General features: G+C 69.6%; 15 protein-coding genes. 6 read left to right on the forward strand and 9 right to left on the reverse strand.

What is annotated here, in order from left to right:
- Positions 1-103: 103 nt before the first annotated feature.
- The 5 genes from ACIP1U_RS11920 to ACIP1U_RS11940 form a co-directional block, all read right to left on the reverse strand.
- Entirely contained in the window at positions 104-2,623 is a 2,520-nt protein-coding gene (locus tag ACIP1U_RS11920) for a CHASE2 domain-containing protein (RefSeq protein ID WP_400314913.1), read from the reverse strand.
- Complete coding sequence (locus ACIP1U_RS11925) at positions 2,562-4,256, reverse strand: FecR domain-containing protein (RefSeq protein ID WP_400314914.1); 1,695 nt, start codon at positions 4,254-4,256, stop codon at positions 2,562-2,564. The genes ACIP1U_RS11920 and ACIP1U_RS11925 overlap by 62 nt, the downstream gene beginning before the upstream one ends.
- Positions 4,249-4,977, reverse strand: a complete 729-nt coding sequence (locus ACIP1U_RS11930) for a response regulator transcription factor (RefSeq protein WP_400314916.1) — start codon at positions 4,975-4,977, stop codon at positions 4,249-4,251. The genes ACIP1U_RS11925 and ACIP1U_RS11930 overlap by 8 nt, the downstream gene beginning before the upstream one ends.
- Positions 4,978-5,296: 319 nt before the next feature.
- Positions 5,297-6,205, reverse strand: coding sequence for a hypothetical protein (locus ACIP1U_RS11935; protein WP_400314917.1), 909 nt, complete (start codon positions 6,203-6,205; stop codon positions 5,297-5,299).
- Between the two features lie 29 nt (positions 6,206-6,234).
- Entirely contained in the window at positions 6,235-7,569 is a 1,335-nt protein-coding gene (locus ACIP1U_RS11940; RefSeq protein WP_400314918.1) for a glycosyltransferase, read from the reverse strand.
- Between the two features lie 862 nt (positions 7,570-8,431).
- Here ACIP1U_RS11940 and ACIP1U_RS11945 point away from each other — a divergent pair.
- The 4 genes from ACIP1U_RS11945 (at position 8,432) to ACIP1U_RS11960 (ending at position 12,592) form a co-directional block, all read left to right on the forward strand.
- On the forward strand, positions 8,432-8,635 hold the full coding sequence (locus ACIP1U_RS11945) for a cold-shock protein (protein ID WP_029045406.1): 204 nt from the start codon (positions 8,432-8,434) through the stop codon (positions 8,633-8,635).
- A 267-nt stretch (positions 8,636-8,902) separates the two neighbouring features.
- Positions 8,903-9,775 carry a presqualene diphosphate synthase HpnD gene (gene hpnD / locus ACIP1U_RS11950; RefSeq protein WP_400315432.1) on the forward strand — a complete coding sequence of 291 codons (873 nt, stop codon included), beginning with the start codon at positions 8,903-8,905 and terminating at the stop codon, positions 9,773-9,775.
- Positions 9,776-9,863: 88 nt separating this feature from the next.
- Complete coding sequence (gene shc / locus ACIP1U_RS11955) at positions 9,864-11,900, forward strand: squalene--hopene cyclase (protein WP_400314920.1); 2,037 nt, start codon at positions 9,864-9,866, stop codon at positions 11,898-11,900.
- Complete coding sequence (locus ACIP1U_RS11960) at positions 11,897-12,592, forward strand: phosphorylase (protein WP_400314921.1); 696 nt, start codon at positions 11,897-11,899, stop codon at positions 12,590-12,592. The genes shc and ACIP1U_RS11960 overlap by 4 nt, the downstream gene beginning before the upstream one ends.
- A gap of 45 nt (positions 12,593-12,637) precedes the next feature.
- Here ACIP1U_RS11960 and ACIP1U_RS11965 read toward each other — a convergent pair whose 3' ends face one another.
- Entirely contained in the window at positions 12,638-13,894 is a 1,257-nt protein-coding gene (locus ACIP1U_RS11965; protein WP_400314922.1) for an Hsp70 family protein, read from the reverse strand.
- Between the two features lie 120 nt (positions 13,895-14,014).
- Positions 14,015-15,253, reverse strand: a complete 1,239-nt coding sequence (locus ACIP1U_RS11970; RefSeq protein ID WP_400314923.1) for a diguanylate cyclase — start codon at positions 15,251-15,253, stop codon at positions 14,015-14,017.
- A 507-nt stretch (positions 15,254-15,760) separates the two neighbouring features.
- On the opposite strand from ACIP1U_RS11970, the gene ACIP1U_RS11975 reads away from it, so the two are divergent.
- Both ACIP1U_RS11975 and ACIP1U_RS11980 read left to right on the forward strand, forming a co-directional pair.
- Positions 15,761-15,994 (forward strand): IclR family transcriptional regulator, encoded by a 234-nt coding sequence (locus tag ACIP1U_RS11975; protein WP_195430021.1) that lies wholly within the window; start codon positions 15,761-15,763, stop codon positions 15,992-15,994.
- Positions 15,995-16,195: 201 nt separating this feature from the next.
- Positions 16,196-16,567 (forward strand): LysR family transcriptional regulator, encoded by a 372-nt coding sequence (locus tag ACIP1U_RS11980; protein ID WP_400314924.1) that lies wholly within the window; start codon positions 16,196-16,198, stop codon positions 16,565-16,567.
- Positions 16,568-16,578: 11 nt separating this feature from the next.
- Here the strand turns inward: ACIP1U_RS11980 and ACIP1U_RS11985 are convergent, their stop codons facing one another.
- Positions 16,579-17,349 carry a class I SAM-dependent methyltransferase gene (locus ACIP1U_RS11985; RefSeq protein ID WP_400314925.1) on the reverse strand — a complete coding sequence of 257 codons (771 nt, stop codon included), beginning with the start codon at positions 17,347-17,349 and terminating at the stop codon, positions 16,579-16,581.
- A gap of 61 nt (positions 17,350-17,410) precedes the next feature.
- Positions 17,411-18,322: an ABC transporter permease gene (locus tag ACIP1U_RS11990; RefSeq protein ID WP_400314927.1), complete on the reverse strand. Its 912-nt coding sequence runs from the start codon at positions 18,320-18,322 to the stop codon at positions 17,411-17,413.
- Positions 18,323-18,327: the final 5 nt, after the last annotated feature.

Consider the following 18,327-nt stretch of genomic DNA (forward strand, 5'->3'; position numbering starts at 1 on the left):
TTCCGCCCTTTTCGAATGGCAACAATTGTGTCGGCGGACACGTTGCCGCCATGGCCCACGCTGCCATGGCCCGCGCTGTTATGGCCCGCGCTGTTTTGAGCCGCTAACCGGCCGGCAATTCGATCCTGAATGTTGCGCCGGCACCTGCCGCGCTTTGCACCGTGACCTTGCCGCCATGCCGCTCGGCCACCGCGCGCACCAGCACCAGGCCCAGCCCTGTGCCGTCCGGCGCGCCCTGCCGGCCCTCGTGCAGGCGCACGAAGGGCTCGAACAACCGCGCCTGGTCGGCCTCGTCGATGCCGGGGCCATGATCCTGCACCGCAATCACGAAATGCTCGCGTGCGTGCGTCAGCGTCACCGCCACCTCGGCACCGTGCGGGCTGAACTTGATGGCGTTGCTGACCACGTTGGCGATGGCGCGCACCAGCAGCGCGGGCTCGCCACGCAGCACGGCGGGCTCGTCGGGCAGGTCAACCTGCAGCGACACGCTGCGGGCGTTGGCCAGCGCCCACAACTGGTCGGTGGCATCCAGCACCAGGCCGCCGAGCTCGACTTCCGTAAAGGCCAGCGACTGCGACTCGGCGCGCGCCACACTGATGAAATCGTCGGCCAGCGTCATGGTGCGGCGCGCGTGGGCGGCGATGCGGTGCAGCACGGCACTGTTGCTGTCGCCGGCGCCTTCGGCCTGCGCGGCGCCATGGCGGCCGTCGCCGGTATTGCCGGTATTGCCGGTGATACGGCGGGCGCGGCGCTCGTGCAACTCGATCAGCGCCAGGATCGATGCCTGCGGCGAGCGCATGTCATGCGACAGGAAGCGCAGCATCTGCTCGCGCTGGCGCTCGGCCACGCGGATCGCCGTGATGTCGGTGACGCTGACGATCAGCCCCGCCACCGCGCCGGATTCTCCGTGCAGCGGCGCGCCATGCACCAGGTAGCGACTGTCGCCGCGCCCGGCCACCTCGATGCCGCCCTCGGGCACGGGCTCCTGCCCCGGCCGGACCCCGGCATGGCGGTCATGCAGCGCGTGCCAGTACGCCAGCACCGGCGCGGGCGCCGGGAACAGCGCCTCGATCACGTCGCGGATCGGCGGACGCGGCTGGCCGGTATCGCCTGTCGCGGCCATGCCTCCGAGCACGGCCGGCGCCAGCGCCACGCAGCGGCGGTTGGCCAGCATCACGCCGCCCTCCAGGTTGCAGATGGCGGTGGCATCGGGCAGGCTTTCCAGCCCGTCGGAGAGGAAGCGGCGCATGCCGCGCAGCCTGGCGCTCATGCCATAGACGGCGCGTATGCGGCTGTCCAGGGTGGCGCCGGTGTAGTGCGGCGCCGGCATCAGTCCCGGCTCGCGCTCCAGCCGCGCGAGTTCGTCGGTCAGGAAGCGCAGCGCCGCTTCCTGGCGGCGCCACGCCCACAGCGGGTAGAACAGCAGGCAGCCCAGCGCAGCCGCGGCCGGGGCGAACCAGAGCCGTGCCAGCGCCAGCAGCGCCAGCGAGCCGCCCAGCAGGGCCGCCAGCAGTAGCCCAGTGGCGACCAGCGCGCCGCGCGGCGGCAGCCGCAGCGCGGCCAGCGCCGCCAGCAGCACCGCCAGCAGCGTTCCCGCGAGCTGCCAGCCGCGCGGCACCGCCAGGATGGCGTCGCCGTCGGTCAGCGCCTGCAGCGTATTGGCCAGGATCTCGACGCCGCTCATGCCGCGGCCGTCGCGCGACACCGGTGTGGGCAGCACGTCGCCCATGCCGGTGGCCATGGCGCCGACCAGCACCGCCTTGCCGGCAAAGCGCGCGGGATCGATGCGGCCTTCCAGCACATCGCGCGCCGACACGCGCGCAAAGGTGCCGGGCGGGCCGGCGTAGGGAATGCGCACGCGGCCGCTGCGCTCCCAGCCGTTGCTTTCGGTAACGCGTACGGCTTCCTGCCGGTAACTGTCCAGCGCCCGCGGTGCGCGTCCCGGTTCTGCCAGCATGCCGGCCATCACCGCCGCAAGGTGCGGCACGCCGGCGGCCTCGACCGGCTCCGGCCCTTCGCGCAGCCAGACCTGGCGTGCCACGCCGTCAGTATCGACCACCATGTTGATATGGCCGATCGCGGCGCCAAGCCCGGCCAGCGGGTAGCGCACCAGCATGCCACCAGCACCGGGCTCGGCCACCACTGGCAGCACCACGTTGCCCGCCTGCGCCAGGCCGCGCGCCAGCAGCGCGTCGTCCTGCGGATAGCGGGTGTCGCGCTCGGACAGGATTACGTCGACGCCGATCGCGCGCGGGCCGCCGGCGGCAATGCGCTCGACCAGCTGCCCCAGCACCGCGCGGCGCCAGGGCCAGCGGCCGATGGCGGTAATGCTGGCGTCGTCGATGGCGACGATGACGATGTCGTCGCGGGCGGGGTGGTGCTGGGCGGCGATGGCGGTGTCGTAGGCGGCCAGGTCGGCGCGCTCGGTCCAGCCCTGGCGCGCGGCCAGCAGCACCAGTGCCAGCACGGCCGCGACCAGCACGCACCATTCGACCAGCGTGCGGCGGCCGAAGGCGCGGCCCGGCGCGGCCGGCACACCCGGTACCGGCGCCGCGGCGGGCTCAGTGGAGGCGGATGCGGCCACCGCCACCCGTCCCGCCACCCGCGCCGATGGCACTGCCATTGCCGTCCATCAGGTAGGTGAAGATCTCGATGCGCTGCGGCGCGGAGAACGCCGCCGGGTCAGGCACCGTGCCCGGCGCCGCGCGGGCGACCCGCACGTAGTAGACGCCAGGCGCCGGGCGCGGCAGCTCGATGGCGCTGGTTTCGCTGTGCTGGTCCACCAGCAGCGTGGCGAAGCCGGCATCGGCCGACAGCTGGACCCGGTAGCCGGTGCCCGCGCCACGGTCGGCGGGCCAGCCGATCTGCAGCGTCTTGCCGTCGTCCTGCATTGACGCCACCGGACCCGGCGGCTCGACGCGATAAGCGACCGGCGCCGACCAGGGGCCCGGCCGGCCGGCAGCGTCGACGCTGCGCACGCGCCACCAGTACTGGCCAGGCGCCTGCGGCTGCGTGCTTGCGGGCTCCGCAGCGGGCTGCAGAGCCACCTCGCCGGCAAAGCCGGCATCTCCGGCCACGGCCAGTTCATAGCTGGCCGCGCTGGGCACCGTCGCCCACGCGAACGCCACCGTCTCGCCATAGCGCACCGCATCGGCGGCGGGCTGCAGCGTGAACGGCGCCGGCGGGTTCAGCCGCACGGCCACCGGCGCCTGGGCGGCATGGCCGGTCAGCCGGTTGGCATCGATGGCGCTGACAGCAAGATAGAGCGTGCCTTCCGGCAGGCCCTCGGGACGCGCGCGGGTGTCAGTGGTGGTGCCGCTCCAGGCCAGTTCTGTCAGCGCCGCGTCGCGCGCCACCGTGACGCGGTATGCGCTGGCACCGGGCACCGGCTGCCAGGCGGCGTCGAAGGCCGGGCCCAGCACCGTATCGGCCGGGGGCAGCAACACCGGCGCCGGCAGCAGCGCCACCGGCTGAGACAGCCGGCCACGGTCGGACACGCCGACGCCGTAGCCGGCGCTCACTTGCGCCGCCGCCGTCATGGCGCGGCCGGCGGGGGCGGGGGCGGGCCTGGCCTGGCGCGCCGCGCTGACGCCGATGCGGCCTTCCAGGACCTCGCTGCGGCTGCCGGCCGCGTCGGCCGCGACCCGGTAGCTGGTGCCGCGCACGCCCGTGACCATCATCGGCGTATGCAGTTCGAAGCGGCCCACGCCGCTGCCCTCGGGCGCCACGCGGGTATCGGCGCCGCCCTGCTCGATGCGGATCACGGTATCGGTCAGGCCGCTGCGCGCGAACGTACGCAGCCGGCGCACGGCCACCGTGGTTTTTGGCGGCAGCGTGACGCGGCTGCGATCGGGCAATTCCAGCGTGACCGAGCCGGCCGCCGGCGTTTCGATCCGGACCGATTCGTCCAGCGACATGCCCACCTGCACCGGACGGCCGTTAGCACGCACTTCGCCGTTGACATAGACCACGCGCGCCGAGGCGGCTTGCTCGGGGATCTGGCTCAGCGGGATGCGCAGCCGCGTGCCGGGCACGAGCCGGTAGGGGTCGGCCACGCCGTTGAGCCGCTGCAGCGTGCGCCAGCCATCGGTCGACGCCATGTAGCGCTCGGCCAGTCCGATCAGGGTATCGCCTGGCTCCACCAAGTACAGGAAGTCGGCGCCCTCGGCGCCCGCCGGCCCGGCCTGGGCCGGACCTGCCACGCCGGCCAGCCAGGCCACCCCGGCCAGCGCGGCCGTGCCAATCCACTTACGCATCCGCCCCGGCCTCGTAATCTGCCGCTTCGGCAGCGGAAATTTCCTCAAAGCGATAGCCGTGCGAGTACACCGACGTCAGCCGCACGCCGTTTTCGGGGCGCAACGCCAGCTTCAGGCGCAGCCGCGAGATATGGGTATCGAGCGTGCGCGAGCCGGCGCCCATGGCGCGGCCCCAGACCGCCTGCTCCACCACCTCGCGCGCCAGCAGGCGCCCGGTATTGCGGAACAGGAACAGGGCCAGCTCATATTCACGCGGCGACAGCTGCACGGGCTGGCCACCGAGGGAGATGGCGCGGGCATGGGGATCGACGGTGTAGTTGCCGCGCCGGATCAGCTCGACTTCCTGCGCGGCCTCGGGATAGGCGCGGCGCAGCAGCGAGCGCACGCGCGCGACCAGCTCGCCGGCGCGGATGGGCTTGAGCATGTAGTCGTCGGCGCCGACACTCAGCCCGGCGACAATGTCGGCTTCGCCGGTACGGCTGGTGACAAACAGGATCGGCGGCATGTTGCCGGACTTCTGGCGCACCCAGCTGACCAGTTCGTAGCCGCTGGTGCCCGGCAGCTGCCAGTCGACCATCAGCAGGTCAAACGCCCGTTCGCGCAGCGCGCGCAGGAAATCGGCGCCATTGGCGAACGATTCGCACTCGAAACCGGCCTCGCCCAAAATCTGCCGGATCAGCTCGGCCTGATCCGGATCGTCCTCTACCGAGGCAATTCTCATCCACTCCCCCCTGCCTACTGCGACTGCCACTGCGCGCCGGGCAATACTGACGGCTGCTCTGATATTCACCCTGGTGGGCGCGGCCCATGGTCAATCGCACGGCAAGCATGGCCGAAGCAAGCCGGAAAGTGCAATGTTACCCAACAGCGACACCCGCCGTCGAGGCTCCCGACGAGGGGCATGGCGCAACATGCCGGGATCGGCCATCGATCCGTGGCGAAAAACCGGCCAATCGCAACGATCGCGGGGAGGCGGAAATCGGTGCGGCGGGGAGCTGGCGGAGAGGCGGCGGGGAGCCGGCGAGCCGCTCAGGCACGGCTTAGAAGCGGATGATCCATTCGCCGATCACGTAGCGATAGTGATAATCAGGGCCGTTATAGGAGGCGCTGCGGTTGTAGCCGGCACGCAGGCGCAGCGACTGCGCACCGCGCACCGGGCTCTGGAGGCTGACCTCGAACAGCCGGGTGGGCTGGAGCGGGGAATCGTCGATTTTTTCGCGCCCCAGGCCGGCCACCAGCGAGCCCATCCAGCCCTGGTAGCGCTGGCGCCAGCCGATCGCCAGCATGGTCTCCGAGTAGTGCTCGGGGTTGAAGTACGCGCGGCCCACGTCGTCCTGCGTGCTGCGGTAGGCGCGGAAGCGCGCCTGCAGCGTCAGGCCCAGGTCGAGCGACGGCTGGTAGATCAGCCGCACGCGGCCGTGGTCGCGGCGGTTGCCGTCGGAGAAATACTGCTGCCCGGCCACGCCCACCAGCGTCACGTGCGGGCCGATGCCCTGGTCCAGCGCCACGCCGGCAAAGGTATAGGACACTCCGCGGTCGAGCGCGGTCTGGGTCTCCACCCAATCGCGGTTGATGAAGACTTCCAGCGCGGTGCGCTTTGCCAGCGGCAGCCGGTAGCCACCATCCAGCGTCAGCAGCGTATGCCCGCCCTGGGTGAACACACCCGCGTCGAAGGTCCAGCCGTTGAGCGTGGCCGGATCCAGTTGCCGCCCGAACACGCTCACCTTTTGCCCGTGGCGGGCCCAGCCGGCCTGGCTGTAGCGATAGTCGCTGGCGCGCAGGCCGAACAGGTGGTCGGCGTGCTGGATGCTGGGCAGGTACTCGACCGACAAGCGGCGCGACCGGAAGCCTTCGCTGTCGTTGGTGGCCAGGAATTCCGGGCCGAACCCCTGGTCGAGCACCTTTTCTTCCTCCGCTACCGCCGTCTCCGCACCCAGGGAACCAAGCACCGCGCACACCAACATAAAGCCGAATCGTTTCACTTGGTACCCCAGGTCTTGCGCGTCTTGAAGAGTTCGTCGATATAGCCGAGCACGCTCGCGGGCTGGAGCAGCAGGCTGTAGAAAATCACGTAAATGCACAGGCCGAGGCGGTTGCGCCTGACCTTCAGTCCGAGCCGGTCGAACATGCGCCGTTCGATCGTGAACATCAGCACGCTCATCAGCACCGCCAGCGGCAACAGCGCCAGCGTCATCGGCCCCGCGATCCAGTAATAGCCGAACAGCGCCAGCACGATGCCGGGAACGAAGCCCAGCGTAAAGGCCAGGTCCAGCCACGGGTACAGCAGGTTCCAGTAGACGAAGAAGGTCGACATGCGCGGCACCAGCAGGATGCCCGGGTGCTGGCGGAAGGCCTCCATCATGCCGCGCGCCCAGCGCTGGCGCTGGCGCACGAACTGGCGCACGTTGTCGGGCACATTGGTGAAGATGCAGGCGTCCTCGCAATGCCCGACGCGGTAGCCAGCCTTCAGCAGCGCCCAGGTCAGCACGATGTCCTCGCCGACGCAGTCGTCCCAGCCACCCACTTCCAGCAGTGCCTGGCGGTCGTAGATCGAGAACGCACCCTGCGCGACCAGCGTGCCCTGGTACAGCGACTGCATGCGCTTGATCGCAGCGATGCCCTGGAAATAGTCCCATTCCTGGCACTGCGTCAGCCAGTTCTGGCGCGAATTGCGCACCAGGATCTTGCCGGCCACGGCGCGGGTATTGGGCGGGTCCTGGCGATAGCGCTCGACGATGCTGACCAGCGCAAGCTTCTGCAGGTAGGAATCGGCGTCGACGGTGACCACCAGGTCGTTCAGCGCGAGCTTCAGCCCGGCGTTCAGCGCCTTCGCCTTGCCGCCGTTCCTGGGCATGTCGAGCAACCGCAGCCACGGGTACTTGACCTCGGCGCCGCGCACCAGCGACGCGGTGGCGTCGCGCGAGCCGTCGTTGATGACGATCACCTGCAACGGCGCGGGATAGTTCTGCCGCTCGATGCTGGCCAGTGTGTCCAGGATCGACGCTTCTTCGTTATAGGCCGCGATCAGGATGGTCAGCGGCGGATAGTCGTCCAGCTGCCGGCGCGGCGGCCGGCGGTCCATGGCCAGGCTGGCGATCAGGAAGGCGTTCATGAAGCCGGGGATGATGGCAATGCCACCCACCAGCAGCGCGGCGGCCACTACGCCGACCCGGCTGGTCAGGTCGGACATCCACTGCTGCGCCATCCACACCGAAAAGGCGGTCCAGCCCGCTGCCACGGCCAGCGCGACCGCGAACTTGATGCGCACGGGCACATAAATGCGCGGCGCGCCTTCCCCATTGACCCCTGTCATTTTTGTCACTTTATTATTGTGGATACTGAACCCGTTGACGACCCGCATTGCCTCACGCCGCCCCCCGGCGTACCCCCTCCACGCAGCGATCCACGCAATCACGCACAGGGGACGGACAGCTAACGCAGCAACGGGCCTTCCGGACGACAGGAGGCAGGAAAATTCTTGCCCGCCGGAAGGTGGCAGGGTCTCAACGGGCATCCACAGCAACCAGCGACGGCGGCCGACAATCGGGACTTACCCTGTCGAAACAACAGCCCCGCGACTTTGCAGCGCCGCGGCGAAGCATTTTGCAGGGGTCCACCCTATATGCGTCGCCCGAGAATCGTTCTGCGAAAATGGCGTGCCGCGGCATTTCTCCCGGCCGGATTTGCCCCATACCGATGCCGGCCGCCCCCGAACGGTAAAAACATCCCCCGAATGCGGTAATGCAGTTTGAAACAAAACGAAACAATGCACCGAAACGCGAGCCTTCTGCACTAGGAACCTGATCGGCGCGCATTCAAGGTGCATCCGTCTGAAATTCAGTCGAAACTGCGCAGGCAACCGCACTCAGGGAATTCACTGAATCGAATGCGAAGTAGAAGACGTTAATATCTCCTATCGGAACCTCTCATCATGATTAGGCGCTTCGCCTGATTGACACATCGGGAAAATTCGGCAGAATGATTCCCACTTGTGCAGCGCCCTTTGGGGTGTGTCATTTGGTGTGTTGTTCCGTGATGTTTTCGGTTGTCACGACAGCGACATATCGAGGTCATACGGATGCAGCAGCGGCGAATCCAAGAAACCGTTGCCTGCGTTGCACACGGTGTATAACGAGCGTTTTTCGCTCATTTTGAAATCCAAGGTTGAGATAGATATGGAAACCGGTACCGTTAAGTGGTTCAACGACGCCAAGGGCTTCGGCTTCATCACGCCGGACGCAGGCGGCAATGATCTGTTCGCGCACTTCTCCGCAATCGAAGGCTCGGGCTTCAAGTCGTTGAAGGAAGGCCAGAAGGTGCGCTACGTCAAGGCCATGGGCCAGAAGGGCGAGCAAGCCACCAAGATTCAGGCCGTCTGATACCGGTTTGAAGACCCGGCCGGTCCCGCGGCGTCTCGCGACGCCGTGCCGGCCAGCAAGCCCCGCAGCTCCGGCGCGGGGCTTTTCTTTTGCGCGCCGGTTTTGCGCACCGGCAATGCGCCGTTGCCTTCCTTCCGCCGGCCATGGCGCCGCAATGCGCAGGGTGAAGTTGCTATAATCGCCCGACCCACAACCACCGCCCGCGCGTGGGCGCGCACACCGTTGCGTGCGCTGCGCGGAACGGTATGCAGCGTGTCGAGGAGTTACGTGGCCGGTACTCATATCGCAACGCAAGACACCCCCGCCGCCGTGGCCGGCTCCAGCGCGGGAGCTGCCGCCTCTGCCGGCAGCTCATTCCATGCCGCGCTGCGCATCCTGCCGGCGCACCAGCGCCAGGCCATGTTCGAGATCTACGCGTTCTGCCGCGCGGTCGACGACATCGCCGACGGCAACGCCCCGCATGCCGAGCGCCTGGCCGGGCTCGATGCCTGGCGGCGCGACATCGCTGCCTGCTACGCCGGCAGCCCGCCCGCGGCGCTGCAGGCGCTGGCCGCGCAGATCCGTGCCTTCGACCTCCAGCAGCAGGATTTCCTCGCCGTCATCGACGGCATGACCATGGACGTGGTGCAGGACATCCGCGCCCCCGACGCCGCCACCCTCGATCTGTATTGCGACCGCGTCGCGAGCGCGGTGGGCCGGCTGGCGGTGCGTGTGTTCGGCCTGGAAGCGTCGTGCGGCGTTGCGCTGGCGCACCACCTGGGGCGCGCGCTGCAGCTGACCAACATCCTGCGCGACATCGATGAGGATGCCGCCATCGGCCGCCTCTACCTGCCGGCCGAGGCGCTGGCCGCCGCCGGCATCGATGCCGCGCGCGCCACGCCGCAGGCGGTGGTCGCGCATGCGGCAATCGGCCAGGCCTGCGCGGCACTCGCCCAGGAAGCACAGGCGCACTACGACCAGGCCGACGCCATCATGGCGCGCTGCCCGCCACGGCTGGTGCGCTCACCGCGCATCATGGCCGACGTCTACCACCGCATCCTCGCGCGCCTGCGCATGCAGGGCTGGCGGGCGCCGCGCCAACGCGTGCGCCTGCCGCGCGCGCAGTTGCTCTGGATCATGCTGCGCCACACCATTGGTTGAGCGCCGCACGCCATTGCCGGCGATATAAGCCGATGCAAGCCGGGGCCGGGCGCGGATCATTCCGCCCGCGCCGGCACAAGGAGTCCGCATGTCGATGAACGAGACCGCCTTCGCCACGACAGCCCCGCCTATCCGGATCGCCGCCGATCCGGCGTTCGCCCCTGCGTTCGACCAGCAATCTGCCGCACAGGAGCTCGACCACGGCATCAGCCTCGCGGTCGATGCGCTGCTGCACCAGCAACGCCCCGATGGCCACTGGGTCTACGAGCTGGAAGCGGACGCCACCATCCCGGCCGAATACGTGCTGATGGTGCACTACCTTGGTGAGGCACCCGACCTGGCGCTCGAAGCGCGCATCGCGCGCTACCTGCGCCGCATCCAGAACGACGATGGCGGCTGGCCGCTGTTCCATGACGGGCGGGCGGACCTCAGTGCCAGCGTGAAGGCGTACTTCGCGCTGAAGATGGCGGGCGACGATCCGCAGGCGCCGCACATGGCGCGCGCGCGCCAGGCCATCCATGCCATGGGCGGCGCCGAGGCCAGCAACGTGTTCACCCGCACGCTGCTGGCGCTGTACGGCGTGATGCCGTGGTCGGCGGTGCCGATGATGCCGGTGGAAATCATGCTGCTGCCGCGCTGGTTCCCGTTCCATCTATCCAAGGTCTCTTACTGGGCGCGCACGGTGATCGTGCCGCTGCTGGTGCTGAACAGCCTGCGCCCGCGCGCGCGCAATCCGCGCGGCGTCGGCATCGACGAACTCTTCTCCAACCCACGCCGCAGCGTCGGCCTGGCGCCGCGCGCGCCGCACCAGCATGCCGGCTGGTACAACCTGTTCCGGGGGCTCGACGCGCTGCTGCGCGTGGCCGAGCCGGCATTCCCACGCGTGCTGCGCCGGCGTGCCATCGCCGCGGCGCAAAGGTTCGTGCGCGAGCGGCTGAATGGCGAGGACGGGCTCGGCGCGATCTTCCCGGCGATGGCCAACAGCGTGATGATGTTCGACGTGCTGGGCGCGCCGGCCGACGATCCCGCGCGCGCGGTGGCGCGGCGCTCGGTCGAGCGGCTGCTGGTCGAACATGGCGACGAGGCCTACTGCCAGCCCTGCCTGTCGCCGGTGTGGGACACCGCGCTGGCCGCGCATGCGCTGCTCGAGACCGGCGAGGCGCGCGCGGCCGCGGCCGTGGGGCGCGCGCTGGACTGGCTCAAGCCGCTGCAGGTGCTGGACGTGCGCGGCGACTGGACCGTGCGCCGCCCGCGCTTGCGCCCGGGCGGATGGGCCTTCCAGTATGCCAATGCGCATTACCCGGATGTCGACGACACCGCCGTGGTGGCGGCGGCGATGGACCGCTACATGCGCGAGCACGCCGCGCCGGGCCGCTACCACGAAGCGGCGGCGCGCGCGGCCGAATGGATCGTCGGCATGCAGGGCGGCAACGGCGGCTGGGGTGCGTTCGAACCCGAGAACACGCACCTGTACCTGAACAACATCCCCTTCGCCGACCATGGCGCGCTGCTCGACCCGCCCACCGCGGACGTCTCGGCGCGCTGCCTGTCGATGCTTTGCCAGACCGGCGCCACGCCCGCCAGCAGCGAGCCCGCCGCGCGCGCGCTGCGCTACCTGCTGGCCGAGCAGATGCCGGATGGCAGCTGGTTCGGCCGCTGGGGCACCAATTACATCTACGGCACCTGGAGCGCGCTGTGCGCGCTGAACGCGGCCGGCCTGGGGCCCGATGCGCCCGCGGTGCGCCGCGCCGCCGACTGGCTGGCCGGGATCCAGAACGACGACGGCGGCTGGGGCGAAGACGGCGGCAGCTACCGGCTCGACTACCGCGGCTATGAGGCTGCGCCCAGCGTGGCATCGCAGACTGCCTGGGCATTGCTGGCGCTGATGGCGGCCGGCGCCGTGCAGCACCCGGCAGTCGCGCGCGGCATCGGCTACCTGCTGCGCACGCAGCGCCCGCCGCAGGAAGGCGGGCTCTGGCACGAACCACGCTTTACCGCAGTGGGTTTCCCGCGTGTGTTCTACCTGCGCTACCACGGCTACGCGCGCTATTTCCCGCTGTGGGCGCTGGCCCGCTACCGCAACCTGCAACGCGGCGGTGACGGCCGCGTGGCATGGGGCCTATGAACGCCCCCTTCGCGCCCTTCGTCATGGTCGTCACCGGCATGGAGTTCGAGGCCGGCATCGCCGCCGGCCCGTATTGCCGCGTGGTGTACGGGCTGCGCGGCATCGCGCTGGAGCAGGAAGTGTCGGCCATGGCGAGCCGCGCGTGCCGGGGCATCGTCAGTTTCGGCGTCGCCGGCGGGCTGGATCCGGCGCTGGCGCCGGGCGACCTCGTCATCGCCGATGAAATCCGCGCACCCGGCGAACGCTACGACACCGCTCCGGACTGGACCCATGCGCTGCACGCGGCACTGCCGCATGCCAGGGTCGGCCCCATCGCCGGCACGGATGAACCGGTGCTCGACGTTAGCGCAAAGCAGGCACTGCGGCAGGCCAGCGGTGCCTTGTGCGTCGACATGGAATCGCACCTCGCCGCGCGCATGGCCGCGGCTTGCCGGCTGCCGTTCGCGGCTTGCCGCGTGGTCATCGACCCGGCGAGCCGCGCGGTGCCGGCCGCCGCGGCGGCGGGGATGGGCGAAGGCGGCAAGACCAATGTGGCGGCGGTACTGGGCGGGTTGCTGCGCGCGCCGTGGCAATTGCCCGTGCTGCTGCGGCTGGCGGGCGACGCCGCGGCGGCACGCGGCGCGCTGCGCGCGGCCAGGCTGGCCGTGGGCGACGGCTTTGCATTGCGCGACATGCTGCAGCAGCAAGGATGACGGTTCAGCCGAACTTCCTTGGCCGAACTCCTTGGCCGAATTCCCTTAGCCGAACTTCCTCACCGCATCCAGCGCCAGCCCGCTGCCGATGCTGCCGAAGCGATCACCTTCGACGCAGCGCGCCTGCGGCAGCAGCGCCGCCAGCCGCTGGCGCAGCAACGGTACGCTGCTGGAACCGCCGGTGAAGAAGATGGTATCGACGCCGCTGCCGTCCACGCCCGCATCAACCAGCAGTTGCCGGACCGTCTTCTCGGTCCTGGCGACCAGCTTGTCGATCGACGCATCGAACTCGTCGCGCGTGATCGTCAGCGTCAGTCCCTGCTCCAGCCGGTGCAGGTCGAGCTCGGTGCTGGCCGCATCCGACAGCGCGATCTTGGCGCCTTCCACCTGGATCGCCAGCCAGTGGCCGGCACGCTCGCGGATCAGCCGCACCAGGCGGTCGAGGCTGGCGGTGTCGGCGGCATCGCGGTAGTTGTCCATCACCACCGACCAGGCTTTGCGCGTGTAGACGTAGTTGATGGTGTGCCAGCTGGCCAGGTCGAAATACTGGCTCGACGGCATCGCCTTGCCGTTGCGCAGCTGGCTGCCCAGCCCCAGCAGCGGCATGGCGCGCGCCAGGCTGAGCGCGCGGTCGAGGTCGGTGCCGCCGATATGCACGCCGCCGTTGGCCAGTATGTCCTCGCGGCGGTCGGTCTTGCGGGCCCGCTCCGGCGACAGGCGCACCAGCGAGAAGTCCGAGGTGCCGCCGCCGATATCGGCCACCAGCACCAGCTCCTCGCGCGAGATGCCGGCTTCGTAGTCGAAGGCCGCGGCAATCGGCTCGTACTGGAACGCAATCTCGGCAAAGCCGGCGTCGCGCGCGATCTCGGCCAGCGTCTCTTCGGCGAGCCGGTCGGCGGCCGGGTCTTCGTCGATGAAGAACACCGGGCGGCCCAGCACCGCATGCGAAAAGGTAGTGCCGCCGGCCTGCTCGGCGCGGGCCTTCAGTTCACGGATGAAATGCGCCAGCAGCTTGCGGAACGGCATCGCCTGCCCCATCACCTCGGTGCTGTCGTCCATCATCGACGTACCGAGCAAGCTCTTGAGCGAGCGCATCAGCCGCCCTTCATAGCCGGCCAGGTAATCGCCGAGCGCAGCGCGGCCATAGCTGACCAGCGGATCCTCCGCGTGGAAGAAGATCACCGACGGCAGGGTCGGCTTGCCGTCTTCCAGCGGCAGCAGCGCCGCGGGGCGGTCGGGGCGGCTCCAGCCGACGGTTGAGTTGGACGTGCCGAAGTCCAGGCCGCATGCGTTTGACATCATTGATTCCAATTTTTCCTGCAAGACACCACAGTAGTTGCCACTGGCCGTGGGTAGCGCTGGTGGGGCGCGAGTTCGGGCGGGGGCGCCATTGTATGGCAGGCGCGCGGCGGCCCCCCGATTTCAGGCGACGGGGTCGGCGGCAGGTTCCAGGATCACCGTGGCGTGGCCCGGCACCGGCGCTGCCATCGACGACGCCAGCACATAGCGGTCGCGTCCATGCTCCTTGGCGTGGTACAGCGCGCGGTCGGCGTCGGCGAACAGCGCGCGCCACAGGCCCTCCTTGTTGCCCGCGCCGCCGCGCAGCTGCGCCACGCCGATGCTGACGCTGGCAAAGCCCTGCGCGCCGGGCAGCGCGATCCCACGCACCTTGCGCAGGATGCGGTTGGCCAGCGCCGACGCCTGCTGCTCGTCGGTGTGCGGGCACAGGATGCAGAACTCCTCCCCGCCATAGCGCCCGGCCACGTCAGAGGCGCGGCGCGAGTTGTCCAGCGCGTGCGCCACTTCGCACAGCACCGCATCGCCGGCATGATGGCCGAAGGTGTCGTTGACCTGCTTGAAGTAGTCGATGTCGATCACCAGGCAGGACAGCGGCAGCCCGTCGCGCTGCCAGCGCGCCACCAGCTGCAGCGCCGACATCTCCAGCGCGCCGCGGTTGAGCAGGCCGGTCAGCGCATCGACGCGCGCGCCACTCTCGTTGTGCGCGACGATCTGCTCCATCGCCATCACGGTAAAGCCGAACAGGCCCAGCAGCGTCGCGATCAGCGGCGCCAGCATCCAGGCCGAGCCGGCCGGGCCGGCAAAGAACAGGATCACCGGCGAAGCCTCAGCACCGGCAGGCTGCATGGCATGGCTGAAGCCGGCCAGCTGCGTGGCCAGCTGCACCAGGCTGGCGACCAGCACCAGCGGGGCACCGATGCTGCGCCGCCCGCGCCCGGCGCGCGCCAGCGTGGCAAAGGTGGCCAGCGACACCAGCGCCAGCACGCCGTAGACCACGCGCAGCACCAGCTGAGGCCCGTCGGGCAGGCCGCCGGCAATCACGAGGGTGGCCAGCACGATGGCGCCGGCACCGGCCAGCGCGCCCGGGTGCGCCGGTACGCCGTAGTAGACGCGCACGCCGCGGTAGATCAGCAGCCAGCCCATGACGAAGGCGCCTGCCCCCGGCATGCCAAGATGAAGGGTGCCGGTGGCCGCACTCAACGCCAGGGCCAGGCCCGCACCGGATGCCAGCAGATGCCCCGATGCCCACAGGCGCCCCGCCTCGCTCGCACGCAGCGCGAACACCAGCCCCGCCGAGATCACCAGCGTGCTGCAGAAAAACACCATCATCACGACCGCAATGGTCTGCTGGTCCAGGTGCACGGGAATCCTCAAGGTGGCGGTCGGCCTTGCCGTCAATCCGCTGGCCGGGACTGGGCCAAGGGACGGTCACGACACGCCGGGACAGGCCGCCGGCGCTCGGCAAACGCGCATGATAGCCCGCGCGCGATGGCAGGTGGCACCCCCGTCTAGCCGGGGGCGATCATGACGGGTCAGTTGTGGTGCCGGCGCCTCCTATGCGGCGTCGCCCGGCGCTGTCGCACTGGCGTTTTTACGCAACACCCAGGCGCGCGTTGAAGGATGCCTCTAACGCAATCGTGCACGTGCAAGCGGCTTGCGCGGCCCACCAGCCCCAGCATGCGCCACATTGCCACCACGCAATCGCCACTCGCTCGCATGCAAGCGGAACTGAGGCCAAAGTTGGCTGCATTTGGTTAAGCAGGCACTGCACCGGCTGGATAGAATCATGCGTTGCCTACCGCGCCGACCGCGCAAGAATCTCGCGTCAATACTGCATCAATGTCCCGCCCTGCTATCCCCGACCCTGGTATGACCGTTCCCGCCCTCTCGCTTGGCGCCATCCTGGATGACCTGCGCAGCGCACCGCGCCCGCTGACATCCGCGGAGTACGCATATCTGGCGCACCTGCGGCAACGCATCGTCACCGGCGATGCCGACTTGTGGACCACGCTGGAGACCGCCGGCGTGCCTTGCCGCGAACGCCGCCTGTCGCCCGAGGTAATGCAGGCGCTGACGGCAATCGGCCATTTGCCGATGCACTGAAGCGCACCGGCATCGCCATCTGACCGAGACCATTCCCTACCTAAACTCGGAAGCTTCACCGCCCTACCCCCGTGCGCGCGCCGCTACGATCGATTCACTTCGATCCGCCGGCAACAGGCCGCGCACCCGGGGTGCATCGCCTCCCCGCCGCGCAACGGTGCCCAGCGCACCGCCAGTGCCCGTCCCGGCAAGGGCACACCCATGGCATACCTTGTCAACAACAGGCGCGTCAGCTTCCTGTCGTTGCGCGCCTTCGTCGCACTGATGCAGCACCGCGACACCGCCCGCGCCGCGCAAGCGCTGGGCATCCAGCCCCAGAGACTCCATTACCAGATCCGCGGCCTCGAGGCCGTGCTCGGCACGCCGCTGTTCCGCGTGGGCAGCCCCAGTTGGCTACCCACGCCCAACGGCGTCAAGGCCTTGCCCAAGGTCATGGCGATGCTGCGCATCTGGGAACAGATCGAGCCGTGCCCGTGCGCCGGCCCCAACGACCCCAACGGCCCGCCGCCGCCGGAGTTCAGCTGCACCGCGCGCCGCGGTCCGGCGTTCTGGGTCCGGCACGCGACGATGTAGCGCGGCGGGACTCAGCCCAGACGTTCGCAGCTGTAGGCTTCGGTGCGATAGGGAAAGGCGGCCTCCTGCCGTCCGGCGAGCGCCGGGTGGCCGTCGATGACATCCTGCAGCGCGGCGCGCACGCGCTCCTGCTCCGTGCCGGGCAGCGAGGCAATGAAGCTCACCGACATCACCCGGTCGGCGATCACCTGCTGCGGCGGGCCCACGTGCGTGTGAGGCAGGCTGTGCAGCGCGATGGGGCCGAAGCCCTCGGCGGGAAAGACCTGCTTCCAGTCGCCCTTGTAGAAGCGCGGCGCGTTGCCCTCGTAGGGCGTCATGATGGCCGTCAGCTGCGCGACCCAGTCCACGCTTTCATGGCGCACGTTCCAGACCAGCCCCAGCCGGCCGCGTGGCCGCAGCACGCGGCGGATCTCGGCGATGGCGCGGTCGTTGGCAAACCAGTGGAACGCCTGTGCGCAGACCACGGCATCGACACTGGCATCGGGCAAGGGGATCGATTCGGCGCTGCCTGCCAGCGCCAGCACGGCTGGCAGCGCAATGGCCAGCTGCGCGCGCATCTGCGCCACCGGCTCCACCGCGATCACGGCGGCGCCGGTTTCGGCCAGCCGGCGCGTGAACTTGCCGGTGCCGGCGCCCAGGTCCAGCACCGTGCGGCCCGGGCCGAGACCGAGCGTGGCGTGGAGCCAGTCATCGATGGCTGCGGGATATTCGGGGCGTCCGCGGGCGTAGATATCTGCCTGGCTGGCGAATCCCTGCGCGGCGGCCTGGTGGATGGCGGTCATGGCGGGCTCCGGTTGGCTTACCGGTGCCGTAGGCTACGCCTGAAGCCTGCGCGGGGCAAGGCTAGTGCTGCATGCCCCAGCGGCGTACGGTGAGGCGCTCCAGCGTGGTGAAGACCAGCCCCTCGACCAGCAGCCCGATCAGGATCACCGCCGCCAGGCCCGCGAACACGCGGTCGGTGTAGAGCTCGTTGCGGTTCTGGAAGATGAACCAGCCCAGCCCGCCCTTGCCCGACGACGCGCCGAACACCAGCTCGGCCGCGATCAGCGTGCGCCAGGCAAAGGCCCAGCCAATCTTCAGCCCCGACAGGATCGCCGGCAGCGCGGCGGGCACCAGCACCAGCGCGACATAGCGCGGCCCGCGCAGGCCGTAGTTGCGCCCGGCCATGCGCAGCGTCTGCGGCACCGCCTGGAAGCCGGCGTACATGTTCAGCGCCAGCGGCCACAGCACCGAGTGGACCAGCACGAACACCAGGCTCTTGGTGCCCAGCCCGAACCACAGCAGCGCCAGCGGCAGCAGCGCGATCGCCGGCAGCGGGTTGAACATGGCGGTAAGCGTGTCCAGCAGATCGCGGCCGAAGCGCGTCGATACCGCGAGCGACGTCAGCACGAACGCGAGCACGATGCCGGCGGCATAGCCGCGCAGCAGCACCGACAGCGACACCGCCGCCTTGCCCGGCAATTCGCCGCTGCCCACGTCCTGCACGAAGGCGCGCAGTGTCGCCAGGAACGTCGGCAGCAGCAGGTCGTTGTCCTGCACGCGCGCCACGATTTCCCACACCAGTGCCAGCGCCACCAGGATCACGGCCTTGCGCAGCCAGCCGTGCTGCCACAGCCGTTGCTGCCACGGCAGCGCGCGCGCCAGCGGCGCTTCGGTGAAGGGTTCGATGTCGCGCTCGTATTCCGGGCGCACCGGCGGCCGGAAGTCGGGGCGGAGTTCGGGCGACTCGGGGAGCGCCAGGGTGAATTGCGTCATGATCT

The sequence above is a fragment of the Cupriavidus sp. NPDC089707 genome (genome assembly GCF_044748965.1).
Taxonomy (GTDB): Bacteria; Pseudomonadota; Gammaproteobacteria; order Burkholderiales; family Burkholderiaceae; genus Cupriavidus.

What these genes read in the sequence shown, in the direction of transcription:
- ACIP1U_RS11920 (WP_400314913.1), bottom strand. Translation starts at nt 2,623, where the DNA reads ATGGCAGTGCCATCGGCGCGGGTGGCGGGACGGGTGGCGGTGGCCGCA.
- ACIP1U_RS11925 (WP_400314914.1), bottom strand. Translation starts at nt 4,256, where the DNA reads ATGCGTAAGTGGATTGGCACGGCCGCGCTGGCCGGGGTGGCCTGGCTG.
- ACIP1U_RS11930 (WP_400314916.1), bottom strand. Translation starts at nt 4,977, where the DNA reads ATGAGAATTGCCTCGGTAGAGGACGATCCGGATCAGGCCGAGCTGATC.
- ACIP1U_RS11940 (WP_400314918.1), bottom strand. Translation starts at nt 7,569, where the DNA reads ATGACAGGGGTCAATGGGGAAGGCGCGCCGCGCATTTATGTGCCCGTG.
- ACIP1U_RS11945 (WP_029045406.1), top strand. Translation starts at nt 8,432, where the DNA reads ATGGAAACCGGTACCGTTAAGTGGTTCAACGACGCCAAGGGCTTCGGC.
- shc (WP_400314920.1), top strand. Translation starts at nt 9,864, where the DNA reads ATGTCGATGAACGAGACCGCCTTCGCCACGACAGCCCCGCCTATCCGG.
- ACIP1U_RS11960 (WP_400314921.1), top strand. Translation starts at nt 11,897, where the DNA reads ATGAACGCCCCCTTCGCGCCCTTCGTCATGGTCGTCACCGGCATGGAG.
- ACIP1U_RS11965 (WP_400314922.1), bottom strand. Translation starts at nt 13,894, where the DNA reads ATGATGTCAAACGCATGCGGCCTGGACTTCGGCACGTCCAACTCAACC.
- ACIP1U_RS11975 (WP_195430021.1), top strand. Translation starts at nt 15,761, where the DNA reads ATGACCGTTCCCGCCCTCTCGCTTGGCGCCATCCTGGATGACCTGCGC.
- ACIP1U_RS11980 (WP_400314924.1), top strand. Translation starts at nt 16,196, where the DNA reads ATGGCATACCTTGTCAACAACAGGCGCGTCAGCTTCCTGTCGTTGCGC.
- ACIP1U_RS11985 (WP_400314925.1), bottom strand. Translation starts at nt 17,349, where the DNA reads ATGACCGCCATCCACCAGGCCGCCGCGCAGGGATTCGCCAGCCAGGCA.
- ACIP1U_RS11990 (WP_400314927.1), bottom strand. Translation starts at nt 18,322, where the DNA reads ATGACGCAATTCACCCTGGCGCTCCCCGAGTCGCCCGAACTCCGCCCC.